Annotated in this window: 25 protein-coding genes, 4 tRNA genes and 1 pseudogene; 9 read left to right on the forward strand and 21 right to left on the reverse strand. The window is 60.3% G+C overall.

What is annotated here, in order from left to right:
- Nucleotides 1-174: 174 nt before the first annotated feature.
- Nucleotides 175-2,622 (forward strand): acyl-CoA dehydrogenase, encoded by a 2,448-nt coding sequence (locus PSH91_RS18980; protein ID WP_305466490.1) that lies wholly within the window; start codon nt 175-177, stop codon nt 2,620-2,622.
- 88 nt (nt 2,623-2,710) lie between these two features.
- Entirely contained in the window at nt 2,711-3,118 is a 408-nt protein-coding gene (locus PSH91_RS18985; RefSeq protein WP_047228173.1) for a PA2817 family protein, read from the forward strand.
- Nucleotides 3,119-3,148: 30 nt separating this feature from the next.
- Here the strand turns inward: PSH91_RS18985 and PSH91_RS18990 are convergent, their stop codons facing one another.
- Nucleotides 3,149-4,105 carry a LysR family transcriptional regulator gene (locus tag PSH91_RS18990; protein WP_139049453.1) on the reverse strand — a complete coding sequence of 319 codons (957 nt, stop codon included), beginning with the start codon at nt 4,103-4,105 and terminating at the stop codon, nt 3,149-3,151.
- Nucleotides 4,106-4,268: 163 nt separating this feature from the next.
- Here PSH91_RS18990 and PSH91_RS18995 point away from each other — a divergent pair, with 163 nt between their 5' ends.
- The 4 genes from PSH91_RS18995 (at nt 4,269) to PSH91_RS19010 (ending at nt 7,597) form a co-directional block, all read left to right on the forward strand.
- On the forward strand, nt 4,269-4,907 hold the full coding sequence (locus PSH91_RS18995; protein WP_305466491.1) for a LysE family translocator: 639 nt from the start codon (nt 4,269-4,271) through the stop codon (nt 4,905-4,907).
- Between the two features lie 407 nt (nt 4,908-5,314).
- On the forward strand, nt 5,315-6,538 hold the full coding sequence (locus PSH91_RS19000; RefSeq protein WP_305466492.1) for a type II and III secretion system protein family protein: 1,224 nt from the start codon (nt 5,315-5,317) through the stop codon (nt 6,536-6,538).
- 56 nt (nt 6,539-6,594) lie between these two features.
- Nucleotides 6,595-7,305: a tetratricopeptide repeat protein gene (locus PSH91_RS19005; RefSeq protein WP_047228169.1), complete on the forward strand. Its 711-nt coding sequence runs from the start codon at nt 6,595-6,597 to the stop codon at nt 7,303-7,305.
- A 22-nt stretch (nt 7,306-7,327) separates the two neighbouring features.
- A complete protein-coding gene (locus tag PSH91_RS19010; protein ID WP_047228168.1) occupies nt 7,328-7,597 on the forward strand; it encodes a DUF3613 domain-containing protein in 270 nt (89 codons plus the stop codon).
- A gap of 585 nt (nt 7,598-8,182) precedes the next feature.
- Here PSH91_RS19010 and PSH91_RS19015 read toward each other — a convergent pair.
- From PSH91_RS19015 to PSH91_RS19070, 12 genes are all read right to left on the reverse strand, one after another.
- The gene (locus PSH91_RS19015) at nt 8,183-9,148 is read right to left on the reverse strand and encodes a type II secretion system F family protein (RefSeq protein WP_047228167.1); all 966 of its coding nucleotides are present in this window, start codon (nt 9,146-9,148) and stop codon (nt 8,183-8,185) included.
- Nucleotides 9,149-9,175: 27 nt separating this feature from the next.
- Entirely contained in the window at nt 9,176-10,162 is a 987-nt protein-coding gene (locus PSH91_RS19020; protein WP_047228166.1) for a type II secretion system F family protein, read from the reverse strand.
- Nucleotides 10,159-11,592, reverse strand: a complete 1,434-nt coding sequence (locus tag PSH91_RS19025) for a CpaF family protein (protein WP_047228165.1) — start codon at nt 11,590-11,592, stop codon at nt 10,159-10,161. Before PSH91_RS19025 ends, PSH91_RS19020 begins: the two co-directional genes overlap by 4 nt.
- A gap of 3 nt (nt 11,593-11,595) precedes the next feature.
- Nucleotides 11,596-12,816: an AAA family ATPase gene (locus tag PSH91_RS19030; RefSeq protein WP_047228164.1), complete on the reverse strand. Its 1,221-nt coding sequence runs from the start codon at nt 12,814-12,816 to the stop codon at nt 11,596-11,598.
- Nucleotides 12,810-13,304: a TadE family protein gene (locus PSH91_RS19035; protein WP_305466496.1), complete on the reverse strand. Its 495-nt coding sequence runs from the start codon at nt 13,302-13,304 to the stop codon at nt 12,810-12,812. The genes PSH91_RS19030 and PSH91_RS19035 overlap by 7 nt, the downstream gene beginning before the upstream one ends.
- Complete coding sequence (locus PSH91_RS19040; protein ID WP_047228162.1) at nt 13,304-13,783, reverse strand: TadE/TadG family type IV pilus assembly protein; 480 nt, start codon at nt 13,781-13,783, stop codon at nt 13,304-13,306. The genes PSH91_RS19035 and PSH91_RS19040 overlap by 1 nt, the downstream gene beginning before the upstream one ends.
- A gap of 8 nt (nt 13,784-13,791) precedes the next feature.
- Nucleotides 13,792-15,129, reverse strand: a complete 1,338-nt coding sequence (locus PSH91_RS19045) for a TadE/TadG family type IV pilus assembly protein (protein WP_370695166.1) — start codon at nt 15,127-15,129, stop codon at nt 13,792-13,794.
- Between the two features lie 76 nt (nt 15,130-15,205).
- On the reverse strand, nt 15,206-16,018 hold the full coding sequence (cpaB, locus tag PSH91_RS19050; RefSeq protein ID WP_047228161.1) for a Flp pilus assembly protein CpaB: 813 nt from the start codon (nt 16,016-16,018) through the stop codon (nt 15,206-15,208).
- Nucleotides 16,019-16,033: 15 nt separating this feature from the next.
- Nucleotides 16,034-17,362 carry an ATPase AAA gene (locus tag PSH91_RS19055; RefSeq protein ID WP_047228160.1) on the reverse strand — a complete coding sequence of 443 codons (1,329 nt, stop codon included), beginning with the start codon at nt 17,360-17,362 and terminating at the stop codon, nt 16,034-16,036.
- Nucleotides 17,363-17,364: 2 nt separating this feature from the next.
- Nucleotides 17,365-17,895, reverse strand: a complete 531-nt coding sequence (locus tag PSH91_RS19060) for a prepilin peptidase (protein WP_047228159.1) — start codon at nt 17,893-17,895, stop codon at nt 17,365-17,367.
- 26 nt (nt 17,896-17,921) lie between these two features.
- Nucleotides 17,922-18,116, reverse strand: a complete 195-nt coding sequence (locus PSH91_RS19065) for a Flp family type IVb pilin (protein WP_047228300.1) — start codon at nt 18,114-18,116, stop codon at nt 17,922-17,924.
- A gap of 156 nt (nt 18,117-18,272) precedes the next feature.
- Nucleotides 18,273-18,467: a Flp family type IVb pilin gene (locus tag PSH91_RS19070; RefSeq protein WP_008070254.1), complete on the reverse strand. Its 195-nt coding sequence runs from the start codon at nt 18,465-18,467 to the stop codon at nt 18,273-18,275.
- A 292-nt stretch (nt 18,468-18,759) separates the two neighbouring features.
- On the opposite strand from PSH91_RS19070, the gene PSH91_RS19075 reads away from it, so the two are divergent.
- Nucleotides 18,760-19,629, forward strand: a complete 870-nt coding sequence (locus PSH91_RS19075) for a DNA-binding response regulator (protein ID WP_047228158.1) — start codon at nt 18,760-18,762, stop codon at nt 19,627-19,629.
- Nucleotides 19,630-19,688: 59 nt separating this feature from the next.
- Here the strand turns inward: PSH91_RS19075 and PSH91_RS19080 are convergent.
- From PSH91_RS19080 to PSH91_RS19095, 4 genes are all read right to left on the reverse strand, one after another.
- Nucleotides 19,689-19,764: transfer RNA gene (locus PSH91_RS19080), tRNA-Gly, on the reverse strand.
- A gap of 3 nt (nt 19,765-19,767) precedes the next feature.
- Nucleotides 19,768-19,843: transfer RNA gene (locus PSH91_RS19085), tRNA-Glu, on the reverse strand.
- Nucleotides 19,844-19,948: 105 nt separating this feature from the next.
- Nucleotides 19,949-20,024, reverse strand: a tRNA-Gly gene (locus tag PSH91_RS19090).
- 2 nt (nt 20,025-20,026) lie between these two features.
- Nucleotides 20,027-20,102 (reverse strand) — tRNA-Glu (locus tag PSH91_RS19095).
- Nucleotides 20,103-20,473: 371 nt separating this feature from the next.
- Between PSH91_RS19095 and PSH91_RS19100 the strand changes: the two genes are divergently transcribed.
- Entirely contained in the window at nt 20,474-21,232 is a 759-nt protein-coding gene (locus tag PSH91_RS19100; RefSeq protein ID WP_076383820.1) for a hypothetical protein, read from the forward strand.
- A 79-nt stretch (nt 21,233-21,311) separates the two neighbouring features.
- Here PSH91_RS19100 and PSH91_RS26820 read toward each other — a convergent pair whose 3' ends face one another.
- From PSH91_RS26820 to PSH91_RS19115, 4 genes and pseudogenes are all read right to left on the reverse strand, one after another.
- The gene (locus PSH91_RS26820) at nt 21,312-22,193 is read right to left on the reverse strand and encodes a methyl-accepting chemotaxis protein (RefSeq protein ID WP_370695205.1); all 882 of its coding nucleotides are present in this window, start codon (nt 22,191-22,193) and stop codon (nt 21,312-21,314) included.
- A gap of 27 nt (nt 22,194-22,220) precedes the next feature.
- Nucleotides 22,221-23,276, reverse strand: a pseudogene (locus PSH91_RS26825) (HAMP domain-containing protein); the annotation flags it as partial.
- 110 nt (nt 23,277-23,386) lie between these two features.
- Nucleotides 23,387-24,784 (reverse strand): PLP-dependent aminotransferase family protein, encoded by a 1,398-nt coding sequence (locus PSH91_RS19110; RefSeq protein WP_076383818.1) that lies wholly within the window; start codon nt 24,782-24,784, stop codon nt 23,387-23,389.
- 206 nt (nt 24,785-24,990) lie between these two features.
- Complete coding sequence (locus PSH91_RS19115; protein WP_047230352.1) at nt 24,991-25,752, reverse strand: SDR family oxidoreductase; 762 nt, start codon at nt 25,750-25,752, stop codon at nt 24,991-24,993.
- Nucleotides 25,753-25,978: 226 nt separating this feature from the next.
- Here PSH91_RS19115 and PSH91_RS19120 point away from each other — a divergent pair, with 226 nt between their 5' ends.
- Nucleotides 25,979-26,983 carry an NADP-dependent oxidoreductase gene (locus tag PSH91_RS19120; protein WP_305466502.1) on the forward strand — a complete coding sequence of 335 codons (1,005 nt, stop codon included), beginning with the start codon at nt 25,979-25,981 and terminating at the stop codon, nt 26,981-26,983.
- Nucleotides 26,984-26,991 lie beyond the last annotated feature (8 nt).

Genomic DNA, 26,991 nt, shown 5'->3' on the forward strand with positions numbered 1-26,991 from the left:
AATGGCGCTTTCTCACTTTGTTAACGAACGATTTCCCACGGATGTTGCCAACCAGACTGGCGCAATGCATCCAGGGTTTCCCACGAAATCAATCACATCGCGCCGACCGCCGGTTTTGCAGATGCCGTCTAAGCTCTGAGGGTCGGTTTTGCCCTGGTTCACGGAGGATTACATATGCTGTTGTTGTGGATACTGGTTCTGGTTGTCGGGAAAGCCTGGCTGGCGCATCGGCGTACCGCCCCGCTGCCCGCGCTGGGCATCATCGCAGCCTACCTGCTGGCCATGAGCCTGTTCAGCCCCGCTCCCGGTTGGCTGATGCTGATCTTCTGGATCGCGCTCGCCGCCGTCGCGGCTCCACTGCTGCTGCCGGACCTGCGCCGCAAGTATTTCAGCGCGCCGATGTTCAACTGGTTCCAGAAGACCCTGCCCCCCATGTCAGAAACCGAGCGCGACGCCATCGACGCCGGTACGGTGTGGTGGGACGGTGAACTGTTCAGTGGCCGGCCGGACTGGGACACGCTGCTGGCCTATCCCAAGGTGCAACTGACCGAGGAGGAACAGGCTTTCCTCGACGGCCCCACCGAAGAACTCTGCGCCATGGTCAGCGACTGGCAGATCGGTCAGGCCATGGACCTGCCACCCGCCGCCTGGGCACACATCAAGGAGCACGGGTTCTTTGCGCTGATCATTCCCAAGGAATATGGAGGCAAGGGCTTCTCCGCCTATGCCCACTCCCAGGTGGCGATGAAACTGGCCACCCGTAGCGGCGATCTGGCTTCCACCGTGATGGTCCCCAACTCCCTCGGCCCGGCCGAACTGTTGCTGCACTACGGCACCGACGAACAACGCAACCACTACCTGCCACGGCTGGCCCGTGGCGACGATATTCCCTGCTTCGCCCTGACCGGGCCACTGGCTGGCTCCGACGCCGGGGCGATGCCCGACACCGGCATCATCTGCAAGGGCGAATGGGAAGGTCAGGAAACCCTGGGCCTGCGCCTGAACTGGGAAAAGCGCTACATCACCTTGGGACCGGTGGCCACCCTCCTCGGCCTGGCCTTCAAGGCCTATGACCCCGATCACCTGCTGGGGGATGAAGAAGACCTGGGCATCAGCCTCGCCCTGATTCCCACCGACACCCCTGGCGTCAATATCGGCCGTCGTCACCTGCCCCTTGGCGCCGCTTTCATGAACGGACCGAACTGGGGCAAGGACGTGTTCATCCCGCTGGACTTTCTCATCGGCGGCCAGCCCATGCTCGGCAAGGGCTGGATGATGCTGATGAACTGCCTGTCGGTCGGTCGGTCGATTTCCCTGCCGGCTGTGGGCACCGGGGCGGCGAAGTTCACCAGCCTGGTGACCGGCCAGTACACCCAGGTACGCGAGCAGTTCAACGTACCATTGTCGGCCTTCGAAGGTATTCAGGAGGCCATGGCCCGTATCGGTGGCAACGCCTGGATGATGGACGCCGCCCGTATGCTGACCGCCAACGCGGTGGACCTGGGAGAAAAACCTTCGGTGCTGTCGGCCATCCTCAAATACCACCTGACCGAGCGCGGTCGCGAATGCATCAGCCACGCCATGGACGTACACGGCGGCAAGGGCATCATCATGGGGCCCAACAACTACTTGGGACGCAGTTGGCAAGGTGCACCGATCTTCATCACGGTCGAAGGCGCGAATATCCTGTCACGTAACCTGATGATCTTCGGCCAAGGTGCGATTCGCTGCCATCCGTTCGTGCTCAAGGAAATGGCCTTGGCCACGCGTGAAGACAAAGACCAGGCGCTGATCGAATTCGACGGGTTGCTACTCAAACACATCGGTTTTGCCATCAGCAACGCCGCCAGCACCCTGGTGCTGAACCTGGGCCTGGGGCGTTTCGAAAGAGCCCCCGGCAACGCCTTGAGCCAGGGTTATTTCCGCGCCCTCAACCGGCAGGCGGCGGCATTCGCCCTGCTGGCGGACCTGAGCATGATGCTGCTGGGCGGTGAACTCAAACGTCGCGAACGCTTGTCGGCGCGCCTTGGGGATGTATTGAGCAACCTCTACCTCGCCTCCGCCGCGCTCAAGCGCTACCACGACCTGGACTCGCCGGACCATATGGAACCGCTGTTCACCTGGGCCATGGAAGAAAGCCTGGGCCAGGCTGAGCGGGCCCTGGACGAACTGCTGGACAACTTCCCGAACCGGGTGCTGGGTGGTCTGTTGCGCGTGGTGGTGTTCCCCTTCGGTCGTCGCCACAAAGGTCCGAGCGACAGGCTGGACGCTGAAGTGGCTGCAGTGATCGGCCGGGGCAAAGGCGACCCGACCCTCGAGGAGCTGCTGCAGGGTTGCTATCGCCCGCAATCGGTCGACGATCCGGTGGGCGCGCTGCAGCACGCTTGCGACCTGCTGGCCGCGGCTCATCCGCTGCACAAAAAACTGCACGGCGCGCTCAAACAGGGTCAGCTCAACCCCGCCCCTGGCGAACAGGTCATCGACGCAGCCCTCGAAGCCGGCGTGCTACAGGCCGGCGAAGCCCAGACCCTGCGCGAGGCCGAAACGGCCCGACGTAAAGTGATCGACGTGGATGATTTCGACAAGGAGGAACTCACGCTCGCCGAGGACAAGGTCCGCTGATCCTGGCGACCCTGTGCTCTGTGCCATGTAAAAACGGGCGCAAGCGCTTTATACTCCTGCGCCCGTTTTGCTCTTGAGGACTTATCTCGTGTCCAACGTCGTTGCCGATCACCTTGTCTTGCTTGACCACTTGCGCAGCATCCTGGTCGCCGTGGGTGAGGCAGACCAGGTTCCCGAAGAAAGCCATGCCCTGTTTCTGGAGCGCTTCGACGAATTGCGCGCGCAGTTGCCCGTTGATCCGATCGAAAGCCAGTACCTGGGCCAGGACCTGATGTGCCAGGTCATCGTCCGTTATCCACAGATCGCCCACCTGGTGCCTCGTGACCTGCTGTGGTACTTCGCCGGTGACTGCCTGCATTACATGCCCGATGAAGAAATCGCCTTGTACCAGGCTCTGGAAGAACGTCGTTTCGAAGCCGAGCAAAATGACGAACCCTTCGACTGGAACCAGGAAAAGCAATTGCTGGCGATGTCGGATCAGGACAGCAAGCACTGATTGCGATCAGTCATGCAAAGGCCCGCACGGTTAATCCGGCGGGCCTTTTTTGTGGCCCGCCTTGTTCAAAGTGGGCTCCTTCTCCAGGCACTCCACCAGATAATCAATGAACACCCGCAACTTCGGCGGCAGGTAACGGGTGGGCGAATGCAGCAGCCACAAACCACCTTGGTAAGAGGCCAGGAACGTCCAATCCGCCAGCACCTGCACGATCAAGCCTTGCTCCAGCGCATGACGGGCGGTGAAGTACGGCAAGCTGCCGATGCCAATGTGCTGCAAGACAGCTTCCAACCGCACGCCCGTATGATTGGCGGCATAACGTCCGCGCACGCCCACATGGACGGACTTGGTGCCTTTCTTGAATTTCCAGCGAGCGTCGTGTGGGGTTTCTCCCAGGTAGATGCAGCTGTGCTCCAGCAGGTCGTGGGGATGCTCGGGGATGCCGTGCTCGGCCAGGTAGCGCGGCGTGGCGCAGAGCAGGTGGTCAATGGTCAACAACTGACGTCCCACCAGCCCGACCGGCGGCTGGTCGGTGATCCGCAGCGCCAGGTCAACGTGATCGTCGATCAGATCGACCTGTCGATCCTCCAGCAGTAACTCCACATCGACCTTGGGGTAACGACGCAAGAACTCGGCTATGTGGGGATGAATGACAAAGCGCCCCACCGCCTTGGGCACGCTGACCCGGATCCGCCCCTCGGCTTCATGGGCGAACTGGCCACTGATTTCCATCACCGATCGGGCGGCGGCGACCATTTCCCGACAACGCTTGAACACTTCTTCCCCGCCATCGCTCAAGCGCAGCTTGCGGGTGGTGCGTTGCAGCAATCGGGTCGCCAAGGCTTTTTCCAGACGCGAGATGCTTCGGCTGACAGCCGACGGTGACACGCCTGATTGCCTGGCCGCTTCGGAGAAACTGCCGGTCTCCACAACCTTGACGAAAATGGCCATTTCGGCGAGCAAGGCCAGTGATTGATTTGTGCTCATGGAGCAAAAGCCCTGTGAAATTTGAACGGATTATCATCAATTTACACACAACTTATAATCCCGCACACATTCCGATGCGGGTATGGAATATCCGCACCTGAGCCTTTTCTCTTTTTAATCGGTTAGCGCCGCGTTGCCGCGCCCCTGACCGTTCGGAGTTGAAATGCTATCGAGCTACCTGGGCGAATTCCTGGCCCTGGCCACCGTTCATTTTCTTGCGGTGGTCGCACCCGGCCCTGATTTCGCGGTGACGATCCGTCAAAGCGTCCGTTTTGGCCGCTGGATCGGGATCTGCACAGCGTTGGGCATAGGCGCCGGTATCTCGGTGCATGTGATCTACACCTTGCTCGGGGTGGGTGCGCTGATGCACACCTTCCCCTGGTTGCTGATGGTCGCCAAGGTGGTGGGCGGTGCCTACATTCTTTACCTGGGCGTCAGCCTGCTGCGCAGCAGACCCAAATCCACGCTTGAAGGTGAACACCCCATCGCTCAAAACGCTGCCCGGCAAACGCCACTCAAAGCGTTTGTCACCGGGTTTCTGACCAACGCCACCAACCCGAAAGCCACGCTGTTTTTCCTGGCCATCTTCACCACCCTGATCAGCACCACCACACCGCTGCAGATCCAGGCGTTGTACGGGGTCTGGATGTGCCTGGTGAATGCCCTGTGGTTTGTCGTCGTCGCGTTGTTTTTTTCCAGCGCCCGGGTACGGGAAGTGTTCATGCGCATGGGTCATTGGTTCGAACGGACCATGGGCGTCATCCTGATTCTGTTTGCCGGACGGTTGATCCTTTCGCTGTAAATACGTCCCGAAATCGCACAAAAGACAAATTATTGACGGCGACTTTGCCGAGAATTTCCCTCCCGTCACTTTTTAGTCGTTTTTTTTGTTTATGGCGTGGCGCTTTGCCATGCATGAACTACCTTCAAAAAGAAGCGGGCACGGCGGTGAATAAATCACCCCTAGGGCGACCCGATCAACACCGGTCACCCTGCTCGTCACCCCGGTATCGCGGGGCTCAAACAGTTTTTTCGAAAGCTGCCTGCCATTCAGTCAGGCCGGTGGGATGCGCTCGCTCGCTTGTAGCGACGAGGCGCTCACCACCGCCGCTCAATGGTCTGGTGCAATACAAGGGGCAGCCCGGGCCCCTTAAGTGATCCGAGGCATTTGTTAAGCCTAGGGACGGCCTCTCTGTCGAGGATCACTTCATGAGCTATCGTACCCCGCCCGCTTTAAAGCACTTGATCCATGGTCTGTTCTGGATGGGCCTTGGCCTGGAAGCGGCCCAGGCCGCAACGGCAAATTGTGCTCAGTTGGACAATTTGCCGGCGACCTTCGAGGTTGGCCAAGGGCTTCAGAACGAATTGCGTATCCTGGCCCCCGTAACGAAGCTGGCAGTGGGCGACCCGAAAATTGCCGACGTGCAACCCAGCGGCAGCGATGCCTTCATCCTTACGGGCCTGGCGCCCGGGGCCACCAGCCTGATGGTCTGGACGGCCTGCTCAAAAATCCCCCGCCAGAGCATGATCTTCGTCAAAGGCAGAGCCACCTCGGCACTGACCAGCGCCGCGAGCGTACCCTCCGAAGACCCCATGCTGCTTGCCCAGGTGCAGACCGACATCCGTTTCGTCGAAGTCAGTCGGACCAAGCTCAAGGAAGCTTCAACCTCTATTTTCGGCAGCCGTGGCAACTTCCTGTTCGGCGCGCCGAGAACCCTGCCCACCATCGGTGGCGTGGTGCGGCCCTCATTGCCGGTCAACAACGACATGTTCAACCTGTCCTTTGCCACCGGACAAACCCTGCTGATGATCAATGCGCTGGAAGGCAGTGGCTTTGCCTACACCCTGGCGCGGCCGAGCCTGGTGGCCCTGAGCGGGCAGAGCGCGAGCTTCCTGGCCGGCGGCGAAGTGCCGATCCCGGTGCCCAGTGCCGGCAGCGACAACGTGTCCATTGAGTACAAGGAATTCGGTATCCGTCTGACCTTGACGCCCACCGTCGTCGGAACCAACCGCATCATGCTCAAGGTGGCACCGGAAGTCAGTGAACTGGATTTCACCAACGCGGTGAACATCGCCGGCACGCTGGTTCCGGCGCTCACCGTACGCCGTACCGATACCAGTATTGCCCTGGCCGATGGCGAAAGCTTTGTCATCAGCGGCCTGATCAGCACGCGTAATGCCTCTCAGGTGAACAAATTACCGGGGTTGGGCGATGTTCCGATTCTCGGTGCGTTCTTTCGCGATAACTCCATCAATCGCGAAGAACGCGAGCTGCTGATGATCGTCACGCCGCACTTGGTCCAACCGTTGGCCGCCGACGCACAACTGCCGACGTTGCCGGGCGAACAGCTGCGCAATTACGACCCGAATTTCTACCGCATGTACTTCCTTGAAAACGGCGATTTCGACAACCGTAACGGGCTGTCCCAATGAGCCGGGGCCTGAAGTGCAAGCGTCCACGTGTTCAACCTGATACGAGGGGACATTCAATGAAAGCGGTGATCGCGATAGCCGCAACGGTGCTGCTGGTCGGCTGCGCCAGCAACGGCGTGGCTTCACGTCCGACCAGTTGCGCCAAGCCAGGCTCCGATCAGGAACTGGCGCTGAACCTGGCCGATGACATGGCCAATGACGGACGTTTGTATGCCAGCCTGGCGAACCTCGAAGGTCTGCCGGAGGATCTGGTCCAGGTCCGCCTGCGCAAGGCGCGAGTGCTGCGTCTGATGGGACGTAACGAGGCAGAGCCGTTGTACCAGAGCCTGCTCGGCACTTGCCTGGCCGCTGATGGCGAGCATGGCCTCGGCCAGTTGGCTGCCGCCAGGCATGATCATGCTGGCGCCACCGAACACCTTGAGCGCGCTGTGAAAATGTCCCCCACCGAAGGAAAAATCCGCAATGACCTGGGAGTTGTCTATCTCAATCAGCGACGGATCCCTGAAGCCCGCTTCGAGTTCATGACCGCCATGGAGCTCAGACAGTCAGACTCGCTGGCCGCCTTCAACATGGTGACGCTGCTGATTTACCAGGACAACTGGAAGCAGGCAGCCGAACTGGCAAACATGGCCAATCTGAGCCCCAAACAAGTGGCAGATGCTCAAGCCCGGGCGGAAAAAATCAGAGGCTCGGCCCCTGCCGGGGCGACATCCCCCGCGAACCGCTTGAGCGATGTGGCCGACGCCTCATCCGATGCGGTCAAGTAGCGCCTTACGAGGAGTCCAAGAGATGAAAACCAGACAACTGTTGATCGTGTGCATGACTTGCCTGTCCGCCACCGCCTGGGCCATTGAACCCGGCCCCTCTTCGGCTGCGCAACAGGGCACGGAGAGCTGGATGCAGCTGCAGATTCGCGGGGTGGTGGCCTCAACCCACCTGCAAACCGCCTCGGCCACCGAACGGGAATTGGCCATGCAGCGCTGGCTCAATAGCTTCAATTACCCGATCCCGGAATTCTTCGAACAGGACTCGGGTGGGGAAATCACCAGCAGCAACTGAAACACAGTGGAAAACAAAAGATCGCAGCCTTCGACAATGCCTACATCCGATCCGGTGTAGGCCTTTTCGAAGGCTGCGATCTTTTGCTCTGCCTTGCATAAAGCTGAACGCGCCTGTTTGTGGCGCGAGACCCTATCCCCGCGGGACTGCGCAGCCCTTCAGGAAACAACCGCCCATGCGAACTGAGTCTTGCGCAGGTCCGGCCAATGGGTGAGACGCCAATCCCCGGTTTCAGGACCGCTAAGCGGCCCAGCGGGGATCAACCCTCTCGCCACGGGCGTTGGAGTTCGGTTGGGTATGGACTTCGATCGTTCCCACGCTTCTGCGTGGGAATGTCGCCAGGGACGCTACGCGTTCCGCTTCTGGAAGGTGACGCAGAGCGTCACGGGATGCATTCCCACGCAGAGCGTGGGAACGATCAAAAATAACCCCTGGCTGAGTGTTGGCTTTCAGACTGTCACTATCGTGGCGAGGGAGCTTGCTCCCGCTGGGCTGCGCAGCAGCCGCAAACCGGGGCTGCAGCGCTGCTCGAGCGGGAGTAGGCTCCCTCGCCACAGGCTTGTACAACCGGGACCGTATGTCCCTCTACATATTTCCAAAGGCCCTGAACACGCCAATCATGGCGGGGCCGATGGCGACCAGGAAGAAGCTTGGCCAGAGGCAGAAGATCAGCGGAAAGATCAGCTTGGTGCCGATTTTGGCCCCCATCTCCTCGGCCGCCTGGGTGCGCCGGTCACGAAACTCATCAGCGTAGATACGCAGGGTATCGGCCACGCTGGTGCCGAAGCGGATGCTCTGGGCCAACAGGCTGACCAGGCCCTGGATATCATCCAGGCCGGTGCGCAGGGCCAGTTGCTTGAGAGCGTCGGTGCTGGTGATACCCGCGCGGATCTGCGCGTTCACCAGGGCCAGCTCTTCGGCCAGCTCAACCTGGCTGACCGACATCTCTTCGGCCACCCGTTCTATGGTGGTGGGCAGAGCCAGGCCTGACTCGACGCACACCACCATCAGGTCCAGCGCATCGGGAAATGCCGCCCGCAGCCGCGCTTGTCGCGCCTGCTTACGCTTGCCGACGTACAGCGCCGGCAGCAACCATCCGATACCCGCCATCAAGGTCGCCACCAGCAAACCGACAATCAAGGACACCTTGATCAGCGGCAGCAGCAGTAACGTAACGCCAAGCAGCAGCAACGGCAGCATCAGGCGCACGGCCCAGTACATCTGCACCGCCGATGCGGAACGGTAGCCGGCGTGTGTGAGCAGGGTCAGGGTGGCGCTGGCCTGGGCCGGGTCAGTCGCTGCGAACCGCTGGCCGACCCGCTCCAGCAAGAGTTGCAGGTTACCTGGCGCCTCCTGCCCTTGCGTGCTGCCGGAATATCCCCGTTTGATCAGCGCCAGACGCCGTTGCACCGGGTCCTGCAGGCCGAGCATCAGCAAGATCATGGCGACGACCGCCAGTACCGTACTGAGACCGATCACGGCGATGAACAACAGCCGTGCCGCCTCCTCGTTTCCCGTAAACCGACTGAACAACCCGAGCAGAAAATCCATGACTGATACCTCTCGCCGCAAGGGCGCTTAAACCTGGATCCGGATGATTTTTCGGATCCAGAGAATCCCCAGCAACATGGCGCCGAACGCGAACATGATCAGCTTGTGGCCTATAGGGTCGTTGATCAGCACCGGCATGTAGCTGGGGCTGGTGAGCACAATGGCGATCGCCAGCACGAAAGGGATCGCCACCAGCACCCAGGCCGACATGCGCCCTTCCGCCGACAAGGTCCGGATCTTGCGCTGGAAGCGGAAGCGTCCGCGGATCAAGCGGCTCAGGCGCTCCAGCACTTCGGTCAGATTGCCGCCGGTTTCGCGGTGGATAAGTATGGAGGTCACCAGCATCATCACCGTCATGCTCGGCATGCGCTCCAACAGCCCGAGCATGGCCCGGCGCACATCGTTGCCATAGTTGATGTCGGCGAAGGTCATGCCGAACTCCTGGGCGACCGGCCCCCTGTGCTCCTCGGCAACCAGGCGCAGGGTTTCGTTGAACGGGTGCCCGGCGCGCAAGGCCCGGCACATGGCGTCCAGCGCATCCGGCAAGCCTTCCTCGAAGGCGGCGAAGCGCTTGCTACGATCACGCATGATCTTCAGCACCGGCAGCCAGGTCACCGCAAAGGCCGCCAGCAGCGCCATCCACCACACCGGCCAGAACATCAACACCACGGCACCGGCCGCTACGCCCAGGGCCAGGCCGAGCGCCATTACCCGATAGGCCCGGTATTCGTGGCCGGCCTGCTCGATCAACTGGGTCAGGTTGGCCATGAACGGCAATTGTTCAAGCCGGGCTTCCAGGGGCGACAAGCGTGTCAGGTACTTCTGCCGCAACACGGTCTGCATGTTGGGCAGATGGTTGGCTTTCTCCAGCACATGCAGGCGCCCACGGATGCGCTTGCGCATTTTGCCGGCCTCGCCGAACACCGGCACCACCACGCCCTGGGACAGGAGGAAGACGGCGATGAACACCATGGCGAGAAAAATCAGGATGAACTCACTGGGGATGTTGTTCATGACGTCCGAGCCTCCATCCACTCAGGGCGGAACAGGGTCAGCGGCAACTCGATGCCGCGCCTGGCCAACACGTCGCGAAAGGCCGGGATCATGCCGCTGGGCCGATAATCCCCCAGCACCTCGCCGTTTTCCCCGATGCCTTGGCGAGTGAAAGAGAAAATTTCGGTCATGGTGATGATCTCCCCTTCCATGCCGTTGATCTCTTGCATGCTCACCACACGACGTTTGCCGTCTTCTTGACGCTCCAGCTGGATCACCACATCGATGGCAGAGGCAATTTGTTGACGCATGGCCTTGATCGGAAAAGTCGCGCCGGTCATCGACACCATGTTCTCGATTCGCCCCAAGGCATCGCGCGCGGTATTGGCGTGGATTGTGGTCAACGAGCCATCGTGGCCGGTGTTCATGGCGGTGAGCATGTCCAGCGCTTCGGCGCCGCGCACTTCGCCGATGACAATGCGGTCCGGACGCATCCGCAGGCTGTTGCGCACCAGTTCCCGCTGGCTGACCTCGCCGCGCCCCTCGATGTTCGAAGGACGGGTTTCCAGGCGCACCACGTGAGGTTGCTGCAGTTGCAGTTCGGCCGAGTCCTCGATGGTAACGATGCGTTCGTTGTGAGGGATGAAACTGGACAGTACGTTGAGCATGGTGGTCTTGCCACTGCCGGTGCCGCCGGAAATCAGCACATTCAAGCGCCCACGGACAATCGCCTTGAGCAACAAGGCAATGGCTGGGGTCATGGTGCCCACCTGGATCAGGCTGTCAGTGTTGAGCAGGTCCACCGCAAAACGACGGATCGACATGCTCGGACCGTCGATGGCCAGTGGCGGGATGATTGCGTTGACCCGCGAGCCGTCCTTGAGCCGGGCGTCCACCAAAGGGGACGACTCGTCGATACGCCGGCCCAGGCTGGAGACGATGCGATCAATGATGTTCAGCAGATGCTGGTCGTCGCGAAAGCGCACGTCGGTTCTTTGCAGCTTGCCGAAGCGCTCGACATAGACCGAGGCAAAACCGTTGACCAGGATGTCGGACACGCTATGGTCGGCCAGCAACGGCTCCAAAGGCCCCAGCCCGAGCACTTCGTCGGTGATCTGCTTGATGATCAACTGACGGCTGGCGGAGCTTACCGGCGCCGAATGCTCATCGAGCAAACGCTGGCAGATATCGCGTATCTGCCTCGCCGCCTCGGCCTGCTCGAGGGAGTCGAGCAAGGACAGGTCCATGACCTTGAGCAGTTGCTGGTAGATTTTTTCCCGCCATTGGGCTTCCACCGGGGTGACCTGACTACGGGTTTCGTAGAGCACGTCGGGGATGGCATGCTCCCAGGCCATCAATTGCTCTGTCGGATCCGGCAGGCTGTCGCCAGCCAGTTCAATGGCCGGTTTACCGGACTGTTTACGCAAGCGGTTGCGGAAGTCGCTGATCATGGGTCATCCCCCGAAAAAACGGTTGAAGGCACGTTTGAGCAGGCCTTTGTCTGCGGCCATCTGGTGACCGACCAGGTCTTCGGTCAAATCGCGCAGGGCAACGGTGATGGCCGCCCTCGGCGCATGCAGCCCCAACGGCACGCCAGTGTTCTGACTCTGGCTGACCAGGTTGAAGTCATTGGGTAATTTCGACAGATTGGTGCACCGCAGGGCTTCTGCGACATCCTTGAGGCTGACCGCAGCCGCCTTGTCATAGCGGTTGACCACCACCTGCAACTGGTCCCCGCGCACGCCCAGGTCCTCGCGAAGAATCCGCACCAGGGCGCTGGCATCGCGCAGATGGCTGACGCTTTGTTGAACCACCACGTAGACCCGGTCGACCTGCTCCAGCACAGAGCCGGTGAGGTGGTCGATCTGACGCGGCAGGTCCACTACCACCCAGTCATAGCTGGCACGGGCCAATTGCAACAAGGCGTCGAGTTGTTCCGGCTGGGCGTCCTGTGGCAGGCACAACTCGCCGCTACGGCCACCCAGCACGTGCAGGGTCGGACTGAAGTGGCTGCAAAAACCCCGCAGGGCGATACTGTCCAGGTCCTCGACCTGTTGCAGCACTTGCAGATGGCTATGGGACTGGGCCACATCCAGATAGTGGGTCACGCTGCCAAATTGCAGGTCCATATCCAGCAGCAGAGTGGTACCTGCCTGGGCGCTGAGTTGCTGGGCCAGGTTGCAGGCCACCAGCGTTGCACCGGAACCACCCTTGGCGCCGATCACGGCGACCAGCTTGCCTTCGGCGCCATGGCCGACACGGACCTCCGCAACCAGACGATTCAGGGCGGCCACCAGTTCCGTCTCGGCGAAAGGCTCGGGCAGCACGTCCCGGGCACCGGCCTGCATTGCCAGCCGCATGCCTTCCTGCTCGCCCATCAGACCGCACACCAGCATCGGTGGACGCTCATGGGCAGGCCGCTGCAGCAACGCCGCCAGCTCTTCGCGCCACAAGTGACTGACCCGCAACAACAGCAGATCGGGCATCCGCTCCAGGCCATAGAGCGGATCGACATGGCCGTTGCTCACCAGGCGCGTGCTCACTTCCAGGCAAGGCATGCGCTGGCAGACGCATTGCAAGTCGCGCAGGGACGAAGCGTCACGGCTGCTGATCAGTAACCGCAGCCCGGCTTTGCCGGTGACGGTCGACAGTGGAGTTTCCCTGGTATTCAGCATGGTGTGATCTCCCCGGAATCGGAATGACGCCCAAGGCTTTCGCGTGGCAAGGTCGCCCTGAATGTGGGCAAGGTAATGGGCACGCCAAACCCAGGAATGAACAGATTGAAAACGAAGTTCTGCACGCTCAACTGGACGTAACGGATAGCGCGGAAGCCGTTGGCGCTGACCGTGTCGGCGGGGCTCGCCACCACCGCGCCGTTCACATCCAGATAGGTCAGCGCCAGGTTCGAGGTGGCGAGGCTGCTGATCAGTTGGCTGGTGCCTGCGTCCGTCGCGGCGTTGAAGATGGCCCGGCGCAACACCACCGGATCGTTGATGTTGCACACCGCCGCCAGACGCGCGCCGCGCCGCGCGGCCTCATCCAAGGCATTGGCGGTGAAATACAGCCGGCCCATCTCCACCACGCCAAACAGCAGGATGAACACCAGCAGGCCAACGAAGGCGAACTCCACGATATAGGTGCCTTGCATGTGCTTGTTGTTCATCACAACGCCCTCATGACGGTGGTCGCGACCAGTGGGATACCCAGCGCAATGGCACTGCCGAAAAAACCGGGAATTGTTCCGCCGCAATTGCCCGCTCCAATCACCGGGCAAAAGGTGTAGGTGATGGTGACACGCACATGGTCAGCCCCCACCGCCGCGACCTCCACGTTAGCCGTGGTCAACCCGGCCACCACAGCGGTGCCGGCCTGGCTCGGGGTGCCATACACCGCGACGTTTTTCGTCTGGGTCTGCAGCGTGTTGTTCAGGGCAATGGTGCCCAGGGTGGTATTCCAGGCCTGGCTGGCGACGAATCGATTGGCATCACGGCTGGCCTGTAGCAGCACGTTGTATTGGAAGAGCATGCGGCCGAACTCGCCAAAAGCCAGCAACAGCAGCAACAACAACGGCAGCACCAGGGTGAATTCCACCAGCGCCACGCCTTGCTGGGCCTGCGCGGGTTTGAAATGGGCAAGTCTCATGACGCCTCCTACGAGTCGGTGCTCGGAGTGCCGCTGCCGTTGAGATAGGTTTTGTAGAGCTGAATGACCTGCGGCCCGGTATCGCTGACCGGCGTGGGGCCGGGCACATTATCGCCTTCGCATTCCTGGACGAACTGGCCAAAGATGATGGAGTCCGAACCTCCGCCATTCACCGGTTGCACGACGAAATAGCAGCCAAAACCCAGGACGGGAATCGAGGTAGAACCGCTCAGTTTGCCGGTGCAGTCACCGATCACGATCTTGAGCATCCGCCGTTCGAAAACCCCGTTGCTCTCACAGCCATTGCCAGCTCCGGCCACACAGGCGGCAACTGCTGTTCGCCAGTCGTTGTAGTCCAGTATTGCCTCGCCGCCGGCCGAGAGATCACCGCTGCTCGAAGTAATGGGCTGTCCTTTGTATTGCGCCTGGGAGAGCGAATCGTTATAGGTCATCGCCGGGTTGCTCGAAGTGGTGACCAGGTCGGGTGGATAGTCCGAAGAACTGACCGGACCGTTATAGATACCGAATCGCGTGTTCAAGCCCTGGGAAGTCGGGCCGGCTTTGTTGCCCGGTGCGGTCTGGACGTTGTCCCCGACACTGCGGCAGACCGAACCGCCGCCCGCCAGGTCTTCGCGCACGGCACTGCCGCCGGAGCCGAAATCGAGCAGTTGGAAATTGCCCGGGCCAATGGGCGACGTGTTGCCCGCGGCCGTCTTCAGCACCGTCAGGTCTCCAAAGCGGTAACTCCAGAAATTCCCGGCAGCCGGGTCGTATTGGCTGGTGTCGCCGCAGACCATCAAGGGCGCCAGATCACACGGAGCCGTCGGGCTGGGGCCTGCGGTGGCGATCGCCGCCACGGCCTTGTTGCCCAGGCCGGCAGTACCCATCGTTTGAACGAAACTCCAGAAAAAACCGCTCAACCGATAGCTGGACACAGACACTCGCACGTATTTGGCATCCGCCGGCCCAGGATAGGAGAACGGGCCATAAACGCTGCTGGCCAGCTCCACTGCGGCGAACGCAGCCGGGTTGCCGGCGACAGCGGTTGCCAGTTCAGCGTTGCCCGCAGCGTCGGCATTGCGTGTCAGCGTGTCCAGGGCAGCGGCCCGAGTCGTGCTGGCCATGTTGAGCCCTCCCGTCACCTGGCTCAGGGTCTTGGCGCCGCTCAGGGCCGCGGCATCCACGGCATTTTGCAGACGGGTCTTGTTCAGCAGCATGTGTCCGCCATCCAGGGCCAATGCCGCCATCATGGAAATCGCCATTAACGCGATCACCATCAATACACTCACTGCTCCTTCCTGGCGCCGAGACGTCGCAGTGACAGGCTGCCGGATACTGGGATTCATGATCGAGCCCTCGTTTGCCGACACGTGAGGATCGGCATCGCCATGGCCGAAGGGACCAGGCATTTTTCTACGCGTTTCAGTGAACGTTGACGACGCTGCTTTCAACTCCACGGATCACCGTGATCCCGCTGGCCTGCGCTTTGGGGCTGCGCTGCACCACGGGCTTTGGCACCGCAGCAGTCGCCACCGCCATCACCGGAGCCGGAGGGGGCGCCACGACCACGGTTTTTTTCTCCAGGTTCAGCGGGTTACGCAAGGCCAGTTGCAACTTGCCTTCGGTCTGCGCAGTCACCAGGGCCTCCGCTTCAGTGGCCGACATTTCCAGCGTCACGGCCCTTACCACCACCGGCTGGGTCTTGTCGGTGCCCGCCGTCTGATCCACCGCCAGCACCCGCAGGTTTTCAAGAATGGTCCGGGACACGGCGTTGTTACTGCCGGCGCTGGTGGTCTTGGTTGCCAGCACGTCGACCCGGTTCCCCGGCAACAGGAACCCACCCACACCGACCACATCATCGACCCGTACCGATATGGCGCGTTTGTCAGGATCGATCAGAGACGCCAGGGTGCTGCCACCCAGGTGCTCACTCAGACGCGCGCCCCGCACGATGTCACCGCGCAGAATGTCGAACGTTGCGATCTTGCCCACGGCCTGTTCGCTTGAGTCAAAGGCATCGTCCGGGATCGTATCCATGGGCATGCGCACGGTCGTGACCTGTTGGGCCTCGACCATCTGCCCGAAGGGAATTGGTACGGTGGCGACCACCACACTTCGCAAGTGGTCATCGGGTTTGGCGTTAAGTCGTGCGCTCAGCCAGGAGTCAGCCATCCATGCGGCACCCAGGCCCATTACCAGGGAAACGCCAATCAGCGAAAGCGTACGAGAGCTCATGTCGGTATCTCCGATTCAAAGGAAGTCGAGCTGAACGAAGTAGTTGTGCCAGGCCCATTCCAGCTCTTGCGGCAACAGGGGCCCGGAACCGCCAAGGTAACGCTGGCGGTCGAGCGCCATGTTCAACAGGTCACGGGGATGGCAAGGCACCAGCGGCATGCCCTCGCCGGCATAAAGCTGCTGCAGCACATAGCGCACCAGCAGCGGGTCATGGGGAATGCCCAGACGTTCGCACTCCTGGCGCCAGATGCGCTCGTATTCTTCGGGCTTGAGGTAACCGAACTGCACCTTGTAGCCAATGCGGCGCAGAAAGGCCTCGTCAGCCAGTTCCAGGGGGTTGAGGTTGGTGGAAAATACCAGGACCAGATCGAACGGCAACTCGCAATGGCGACCACCGCCCAGGTTGATGAAGTCGCGCTTCTCTTCCATCGGCACGATCCAGCGATTGAGCAATTCGGCCGGGGCCATGCGCTGGCGTCCCATGTCATCGATGATGAACAGGCCGTTGCTGGCCTTGAGCTGCAACGCGGCCTGGTATTGGCGAGTAAAGGGGTCATAGCGAACGTCCAGCTGCTCCATGTTCAACTCGCCGCCCGTGATGACAATCGGGCGTTTGCAGCACAGCAGCCGACGGTCGATGCCTTCGTTGAGCATCAGATTGTTCGATTGGCTCTTGTCATCCAGGCGCTGATGCACTTGCGGGTCATAGATCTCGATCACCGACTCATTGATGACGATGGCATGGGGCACCCAGATGGCCTCGGCGAACAGCCGGATAAGACGACTGCTGACATAGGTCTTGCCCGTGCCCGCCGGGCCGTAAATCATGATCGCCCGCCCTGAATTCAGTGCCACGCCCAACTGATCGAGCATGCCTTGCGACAGCACCATGCCGGCCAGGGCCCGTTGCATGTCGGTGGCGGTGATACGCCCATGGTGAATGGTCTGGATCTTGATCAGGGACCGATAGCTACTCACCGGAAAAGGTGCCGCACCGATATAGCCACTGCGAGACAGGGCATCGCGGGCGGCACTGCGGCCACGTTCGGTCAGGCCGTAACGCAAGGCCTGCACACTTGTTTGCCCGAGCTGGCCGAGCACTTCGACACGACCGTCCTTGCGCAGGAACGCCAGGACTTCTTCCAGTACCGCGCCGGTCAGCGCCAGGCGTTCCACCAGCCGCGGCAGGTCCAACACACCGGCGTCGTGCAGATGCTTGCAGACCAGCTCGCCGAGAAAACTGTCGGTCAGGCCGGTGTCTTGAATCGTGCATGGCTGAGGTGCCAGGCGTTGCACCGCTTCCCGTTCACTGGGGTAGGCATCACTATCGTTGATGACGTGCATGACTAGACTCCCCAGCCATCGGCAATCAGCTGCCAGTAGACGCTGTTCAAGGTGCCGATCAGGATCGCGATCGAATAAGGAAAAGGTTTGCCGGCCACTTCATCCGCGGTAGGTGCCAGGTAAGCCTGGGCCCGCACAATCAGCCAGTAACGCTGGAGGGTCTGGAGCAACTGACCGCGGGCCAGCACGATCAGAAAACCGCACACGCCACCAGCAATCAGACTGAACAGCGCAGCCCACAATGCGTAATGAACCGGCAGGAAACTGCCCACCATGGCCATCAACTTGACGTCTCCGGCGGCCATGCCACCCACCGCATACATGGGCAAAAACAGCGCAAAACAGACCAGCATGCCCAGCAGGCTGTCGCCCGTTCCGCTGATCCCGCCTGTATAAGTCTGACCGGCCAAACCCAAGGCCAGGCCCAACAGGACCAGCGTGTTGGGGATGCGGTGGCGAAGCAAATCGCTCACCACCGCCACACCCAGCAGTCCTAGCAGCAGCACCGTCGACACCAGCAATTCCATGGACATGGCGCGTCTCCCTGTTGCAGTTATCGTTAGCAGGCCACGTTGCCGTTGACGGCCTGGCACAGCGCACGGATCTTGGTGTCCACCGCGCCGCCCAGAAGAACGAAGGCTGCCGCCACCAACACCGTGATCAAACCTCCCGCGACGGCGTATTCAACAATGGTCAGGCCATCTTCATCTTTGGCGAACCGGCTGATCGAAGTTCTTATTGTGTGCAGAGTCATTTTTTTCACCTCACCTTTGAATAAAGGTTGTAACGCCATGAACTGAGTTGTCGGGGACAACGCCAAGTCCATTTGAATGTATCGTTGTACTCACAGCAAAAGAGTCGCAAGCGAGGCTTCCTTGAAAGCGGCCGTGTCCCCGCGCAGTTATCGCTATCAGCAGGCAACGTTGCCGTTGACGGCCTGGCACAGCGCGCGGATCTTGGTATTCACGGCACCGCCCAGAAGAACGAAGGCGGCGGCCACCAACACCGTAATCAACCCACCGGCCACGGCGTATTCCACAATGGTCAGGCCGTCTTCATCTTTGGCGAACTTCAGCACCGAAGCCTTGATTGTTTGAAGAGTCATTTTGCGCACCTCATCAGGGTTGTTTTCAGAGGCAGTACATTTGCAACTGCCTGATGCAACCCTAGTCAGCGGGTGGGGATAGCCGTTAGGAGGATTTTGCACATCGCTAGGATTATTTTGCGGGGGGAGCCAGGCATGCCTTGCGATTGCAACTCGCAACGATTCGCGCTCTGGCGTTCTGAGCATACGGCGCTTAAAAAACCGGCTTTTTATAAAAAATTATTCGGCGAAGTGATGGCACATTGGCAATACTGCTAGCTTAAGGGCAGTCGCAACGCTGAGTGGTAAGCACATGCCATCGAATCTGACTAGAAAGCCAAAGCTGTTGTGGTTCGATCTGACTCACGATCGGTCCACCCCGGAACTTGTCAGCCAGTTCGAGGACACTTGCGACTGCACCCAGGCAAAAGATGCCCTGCTGCCCGGCGGGGAACAGGCGGACATGATCTGCATCCATTTCGATCGCCCGGATACGCCGGGCCTGAGGCGGTTGCTGGAGATCAAACGCACCGTCCCTGCCACTCCCATCACCATGTTCACCGTGCAGCACTCCGAAGAACTGGCCGTCTGGGCCATGCGCTCGAGTGTGTGGGAATACATGGTACTGCCCCTGTCAGCCACAGAGAGGAAGCGCTACCTGACTGCCCTGGTGCAATTATGCGAGTTACGCCGCCACACCTGTGGCCCGCGCAAGACTTCGTTGATCGACCACGCGCCAACCCTGCCAGACAGCATCCGCCTGACCTCGGGGCACCAGAAACACCAGGCCCTGAGCCATATCATGCTGTACATCGACCAGCATTTTCGCGACAGCATCGATCAGCGGGACCTGGCCAAGCGATGCGGCATGACCACGTTTCGCTTCAGCCGTGTGTTCAAGGAAGCCAACGGGCTTGGCTTCACCGATTACGTGCTGAACAAACGCATGAGCTTTGCCAAGGAACTGCTCGACAATAGCCAGATGCCTATCACCAGCATCGGCTATGAGGCAGGGTTCAAGGATCCCTCCTACTTCGCCCGCGCCTTCAAGCAGTACGCCAACTGCACACCCAGTGAATACCGCCTGGCGCGGCAGATGCGAACAATGATTCCCGCTCCCGATCTGCCGGAAAACGAGCGTGCAGACGCACTTGAGAGCCTGGTGGAGAGCCTCGAAGATTGAAGCGCGCTTTTTCACGGACGAAAAAAAACGCCGCTCAATGAGCGGCGTTTTTTTGAATTTGGAGCGGGAAACGAGACTCGAACTCGCGACCCCGACCTTGGCAAGGTCGTGCTCTACCAACTGAGCTATTCCCGCAAATGGCGTCCCCTAGGGGACTCGAACCCCTGTTACCGCCGTGAAAGGGCGGTGTCCTAGGCCACTAGACGAAGGGGACACGCTGCCCGGAACACATGGTGTGTGTTCCAGTGCCCAGATCCGTACCCGAAGATATCGGTTCTGGTTTCACTCAGCCCTGCCCGAAGGCAACGCTGTTTAAAATTGGAGCGGGAAACGAGACTCGAACTCGCGACCCCGACCTTGGCAAGGTCGTGCTCTACCAACTGAGCTATTCCCGCATTGGCGTCCCCTAGGGGACTCGAACCCCTGTTACCGCCGTGAAAGGGCGGTGTCCTAGGCCACTAGACGAAGGGGACACACGTACAACATTCACTGCTTATCGCGTTTGGCTAAGTGCTTTACGCTGTAAGTGGCGCGCATTCTATGGATGGATTGCTGGGTCGTCAACCCCCAGATATAAATTTATTTAAATCAATGACTTCGCCCGGTTTAGGGGCTGTTCGCACATTTTGCCCGTCCAGTCTCTGGCGCCTATATTCTGTCATCCGCCAAGACGTTATAGTCGTGTCCGACAAATAGTGGCAATGTGCATCCATATTCGCCGCACTTCCATACGCAGCGCCACGCCTGTCTAATCGCATCGCGCAGGCCTATGCGCTTAAAAGCCAAGCCACTACACTCTTGATATGCGAACCCCAATAAAGAGGTCTTACCGGTGACACCACTCATGATCACCCTGCTCGTCGTAGCCGGGATCGCACTGTTGATCGCCATTGGCTACATGAACCATGTGGTGGAAAACAACAAGCTGGAAAAGGCCCGTACCAAGATTGAACTCAACGACCGTTTACGTCGTTGTGGCGAGCTCACCGAGACCTTTCCCGGACAATTGATGACCCCGGCCCTGAAGCTGTTGATCACGCGTCTTGAGATCAACGTCTGTCAGCGCCTGCTGAACCTGGAGAAAACCAATACGGCGGTCAAGGCGCGCCTGGACGAACTGAATGCACTCGCCGCCCAGGGTGAATCGATTCCGGTGAACAACCCACCGGCACCGATCCAGACCGAAGCCAAGGCCAAGGATGTGCGGTTTCTGCTCGAGGCCCTTCACGGTCAGATTACCCGCGCCGCCCAGGATGGCTTCCTGCCGCCCAACGAAGCCAAGCGCTGGATCCGCGAAGTGCGACACATCCTGGTGCTGTTGCACATCGAGTTCTTCAATAATCTCGGCCAACACGCCTTGCAGCAAGAACAACCGGGGCAGGCCCGCCTGGCGTTCGAACGGGGTGTGCAGTACCTGCGCAAGCAACAGGAACCGCAGGTCTATGCCGAACAACTGGACTACCTGGAAAAACTCCTGGCCCGCGCCAATGCCATGGTTCTGGCCAGCACCCAGCCGGTCGAAGGCGAAGTCAACCAGTTGACCGAAGGGCTGAAGGACGCCGAAGTAAACGACGAGTGGAAGAAGAAGAAGGTTTACGACTGATATTCGGGTTGGGCTCTTAAGCCTGACTCCTGTGTAGCGAGGTGATTTATCCCCTCGCTACACAGGGTCTGTCGACAGCTCACAGCCTGAAATGCCCCACCATCCCCTTGAGCTCAACCCCTAGCTGCGCCAGCTCAATGCTCGACGCGGCATTGCCCTGCATCGCCAGGGAAGATTGATCGGCACTGGCGCGGATGCTGGTGACACTGCGGTTGATCTCTTCAGCCACCGAACTCTGTTGCTCGGCCGCCGCGGCAATTTGCTGATTCATCTGCTGGATCAGCGACACCGCCGCCGCAATGCTCCCCAGGGCGCTTTCGGTTTGCAGGGCATCACTGACCGCCATCTTCACCAGCTCGCCACTGCTCTGGATCTGCTGCACGGAGGTCTGGGCTGCTGAGCGCAAGGCGCTCACCAGGCGTTCGATTTCCTCGGTGGACTGTTGCGTGCGCTTGGCCAAGGCCCGCACTTCATCGGCCACCACCGCAAAGCCCCTGCCCTGCTCACCGGCCCTGGCCGCTTCGATGGCCGCATTGAGCGCCAGCAAGTTGGTCTGCTCAGCCACGCTCTTGATCACGCTCAACACCGTGCCAATGTTCTGGATCTCAGCGCTGAGGCTTTCGATACTGCTGCTGGCTGAAGTGGCCGAGTCGGCCAATTGTTCAATGCGCACCATGCTCTGACGCACCACCTGCTGACCGCTTTCAACCTTATCGTCGGCGGTCTGGGCCGCTTGGGCCGCCTCTTCGGCATTGCGCGCCACGTCGTGCACGGTGGCGGTCATCTGGTTCATGGCCGTGGCGACCTGTTCGGTCTCCTCCTTCTGGCTGCTGACCTCCAGGTTGGTCTGCTCGGTCACGGCCGACAGCGATTGGGCAGAGTTGGCCAACTGTTCGATACCGGCCTGCAAACCGCTGACGATACTGCTCAGGCCCGCCCCCATCTGTTGCATGGCGAGCATCAGTTGACCGATCTCATCCTGGCGCGTCACCTGCACCGTTGCACTCAAGTCGCCCGAGGCAATCTGCTGTGCAACACGGATGACGCTGCGCAACGGCCCGACGATCAACCGGGTAATGACCCAGGCCGCAATCAGTCCCACCAGCAGCGCCAGGGCCGACGAGCCGATGATCAGCAGCGAATTCTTCTTCAGTTCCGTCTGCATGGCACCGTCCTCGGCGGTGTAAGCCTGGTCAACCCGCTCCACTACCTGGGAGGCACGCTCGTGCAGTTGCTGGTAGACGATTTTCTCCTGGGCCAGCAGGCCGGTGTATTCAGCGAGTTTTTCGTTGAAACCAGCGATATGCCCGGCCACTTCGTTAAGCACGGTCTGGTATCCCGGGTCCTTGACGGTGGTCTTGAGCACCTCGGCCTGCTTCATGGCTTGCTCGGCCTGTTCGATAGTGCCCTGGCCGCCCTCTTCAGAACCTTTGCGGCTTTGATCCAGGCGTACCCGCGCTTCGTTCATGGCCTGCAACATCAACCGTGACACTTCGCTGACCTGATTGGCTTGCTCGATGAAATCGCCGCCCTCCTTGCCTTCGGACTCTTTCAGGGTATAAGCGCCATCATCTGCCAGGCCCGCTTGCAGCACATCCAGGTTATTGGCAACGCTGGACACTGACCAACTGGCCATTTCCAGTGCCAGATCCTTGCTCTGGCTCAACTCGACGAATTCGTCGAACGCCTTGCGATAAGCCGCCAAGGCTTGCTCCACGTCGTTCATCACCGGCACGTTGGCCGCCGATTGCGCCTTGAGCTCGTTGGCCTGGGCAATCAGTCCGTCCACGCCCAGCCGCAAGGCATCGACCGTTTTCGGGTCCGAGCGCAAGGCGTATTCCTGCTCAAGCAGGCGGACCTTGAGCAAGCCGCTATTGAGGGATGACATCTGTTTCAGGCCATCGAAACGATAGCTGATGGTCTGCAGGGACCAGACACCGATGGCCGCCACCACGGCGGTAAGCAGCAGCACCAGGACAAACCCCAGGCCCAGTTTCTTTGCCATACCCAGGTTGGCAAAACGTCTTTGCACGGCCGAAATCATTGCGCCCAGTCCTCTGCCAGTGTGTGTTGATTGCAGATTCGCAACGAGATGCCCTGTAACACAAGATGCTGGCGTCGGAATAATGGCAAAAAGCTACAGCGCCGTCGTTTTCAGGACAATTGAGGTCGATCCAGAGCCGCCGCGCGGAAGAATGCCTGGGCCCTCGAATCGCAGGCGTGGGCCACGTTGATCCGCAGCCAGTCGCTGACAGCACCCGACGGGCTGAACGCTGTACGAGAAGAAAGCACCACACCGAACCGCTTGGCCAAGCGCTGCAATGCAGCGTAGTCGCATAACGGTGGACGCGCCCAAATGAACAGTCCGCCGGCCGGCCGGCCAAAGACTTCCCAATCCGCATCCTCCAGCACCTGCAACACCGCTGCCATGTCGGCACTCAAACGCTGGCGCTGACGCTGGACCAGTTTGCGATAGGCGCCGCTGGCCAGAAGATTGGCCAGCACTGACTCACAGAAGCGTGAACTGCCCATGCTGGTAATGCCCTTGACGTCCCTCAAGCGTGCGATGACAGACGATCCGGCCACGACGAAACCGACTCGCAATGAGCTGCTCAGGGTTTTCGAGAAGCTGCCCACGTACACCACGTCGGTATCCAGCGCTGCCAGTCGGGTCCGGGTTGAGTTCTGGAAGTCGGCATAGACATCGTCTTCGACCACCAACATGGCGTGCTTTTTCGCCAGTTGCAGCAGTTGCTGGGCCACGACCGGGGCCAGGCTGCTGCCGGTCGGGTTGTGGCAGGCGCTGTTGACGAACAGAGCGCTGGGCCGATGCGTCGCCAAGAGACATTGGAGTGCATCGACGTCCGGGCCGCGCGGAGTCCTGGGCAGTTCGATCATGTCGATGCCATGAAACCTGAGCAGGTCGAACAGCTTCGAATACCCCGGACTCTCCACCACAACGCAGCATCCAGGCTCAAGCAGTGTGCGCACAATCAGGTCCAGACCGTGGGTCGCGCCCGTGGTGGTCAGGATCAGGTTTTTATCGGCGTGGATATTGAATTGTTTCAGGCGCCTGGACAGTTGCTCCCGCAGAGCGGGCAGCCCCATCGGCGTACTGTAACTGAACAGCCCTGCCATATCGGTGCGGGTGACCTGACGGATCGCGTAGCCCAGATCATCGCTTTCGCGCCAACTCTCGGGCAGCCCGCCACAGCCCAGCGTCAGTTCCCACTGCGAACTATGGGGCACGCTTTCCTGGGTGATCTGCGTGTCTTCCAGCCAGTCTTTGTCGGAGGGCTCGTAGCTGGACGACGGAGGCGGCGCGACAAAAAAACCCGAACCATGGCGCGCCGCCAACACCCCTTGGGCCACCAGGCGTTCACACGCCTCGTTGACACTGGACTGACTGAGCAAATTCTCCCGGGCCAATTGGCGAATGGAGGGCAGTCGGGTTCCCGGTTGCACCGCATCCTGTCGAATCCAGCCGGCCAGCGCGTCGACAATTTGCTGCACGACAGGCACCAGGGCCTGCCGGTCGATTCTCAACTCCATGAGTAACCAAGCTCCTAAGCAACTGTTTTATCTCTGGAAACAGTTAAGCACAGGCCGTCTCTGGACGATGTACGACAACGTCGCCAAAACGGTCGATTCTCACCCTTTGAAACACATTCAGGGGCTGACACGGGGCATTTTTAACCCCCAAAGAAAAAGCCCACAACGAGTGCGGGCCTAGTCCTACACGCTAAATACAACGTTCTTCAGAAAGCCGTGACGCCGCCGTCCACCGCCAATGAATGACCGGTGGTGAATGCAGCGCCATCGCTGCACAAATACAGCACCGCGCTGGCGATCTCCTCGACCTTGCCGATGCGTCCTACCGGGTGCATGGCGTTGGCGAACTCACCTTTTTTCGGATCCGCTTCATAGGCACGACGGAACATGTCGGTGTCGATTACCGCCGGGCAAACCGCGTTCACGCGGATTTTCTTCTTGGCGTATTCAATCGCCGCCGATTTGGTCAGGCCGATCACCGCGTGCTTGGACGCTGCATAAATGCTCATCTTCGGCGCCGCCCCCAGACCCGCTACCGAGGCGGTATTGACGATGGCACCGCCCCCTTGGGCCAGCAGCAAAGGCAATTGATACTTCATGCACAGCCAGACGCCCTTCACATTGACGCCCATGATGGCGTCGAACTCATCGAGGGTGCCGTCGGCCAGCTTGCCCTTTTCGATTTCGATCCCGGCGTTATTGAAGGCGTAATCAAGCCGGCCATAGGCATTGATTACTTCGCTCATCAGGTTCTGCACGTCGCTTTCCAGCGTTACGTCGCAGCGCACGAACAGCGCTTCACCGCCCGCCTCGCGAATCGACTGCACTGTGCCTTCGCCGCCCGCCACGTCCAGGTCGGCCGCCACCACTTTCAGGCCCTCTGCCGCAAATGCCTGGGCGGTCGCACGGCCAATGCCCGCGGCTGCGCCCGTGACCACGGCGACCTGTCCGGAAAACGTCATGCTCATTGTCAAATCCTCGAAGAGTGCGGGAGATGACGCCAGTCTAGTCACAGGTCCGGACGATGCGGCAGCACTATCCAATTGCCGTTTGAGTATTCATGGGTGCCAGTGATAACAGCCCCGGCGCCATTATCACTGGGCTCGATCAAACTGCATTCGCTGCATCAGCAAACCTTGCGACAAACGCTTCGAAGGTCTATCAACAAGGCTTCATTCATCTTGAGTGCCAGCCATGACTGCCCAGACCAATCGCCAGTTCCTGCTCGCCAAACGCCCGGTAGGCGCTGCGACCCGCGAGACTTTCACCTATCAGCAAGTACCGGTCGGCGAGCCGGCAGCCGGCCAGATTCTGGTGAAGAACGAATATCTGTCCCTGGATCCGGCCATGCGCGGCTGGATGAACGAAGGCAAGTCTTACATCCCGCCGGTAGGCATTGGAGAAGTGATGCGCGCCTTGGGCGTAGGCCAGGTAGTCGCCTCGAACAACCCGGCCTTCGCGGTCGGTGACTACGTCAACGGTGCGCTGGGTGTGCAGGATTATTTCCTCGGCGAGCCGCGAGGTTTCTACAAGGTCGATCCGAAACTGGCGCCATTACCGCGCTACTTGTCAGCATTGGGCATGACCGGCATGACCGCCTATTTCGCCCTGCTGGACGTGGGCGCGCCCAAGGCCGGCGAGACAGTAGTGCTCTCGGGCGCCGCCGGTGCGGTGGGCAGCATCGCCGGGCAGATCGCCAAGATCAAAGGTTGCCGCGTGGTGGGCATCGCCGGCGGGGCCGACAAATGCAAATTCCTGATCGATGAACTGGGCTTCGATGGCGCCATCGACTACAAGAATGAAGACGTCCATGCCGGTCTCAAGCGCGAATGCCCCAAAGGCGTGGATGTGTACTTCGATAACGTCGGCGGCGACATCCTCGATGCGGTGCTCAGCCGCTTGAACCTCAAGGCTCGCGTAGTGATCTGCGGTGCCATCAGCCAGTACAACAACAAAGAAGCGGTGAAAGGCCCGGCCAACTACTTGTCGCTGCTGGTCAACCGGGCGCGCATGGAAGGCTTCGTGGTCATGGACTACGCCTCTCAGTTCGCCGCCGCCGCGCAGGAAATGGCCGGCTGGATGGCCAAGGGGCAGCTCAAGAGCAAGGAAGACATCGTTGAAGGACTGGAGACATTCCCCGAGACGCTGACCAAATTGTTCAGTGGGGAGAATTTCGGGAAGTTGGTATTGAAGGTCTAGTCACAAAA

The organism is Pseudomonas sp. FP1154, from assembly GCF_030687245.1.
In the GTDB taxonomy this organism is placed as follows: Bacteria; Pseudomonadota; Gammaproteobacteria; order Pseudomonadales; family Pseudomonadaceae; genus Aquipseudomonas; species Aquipseudomonas rhizophila.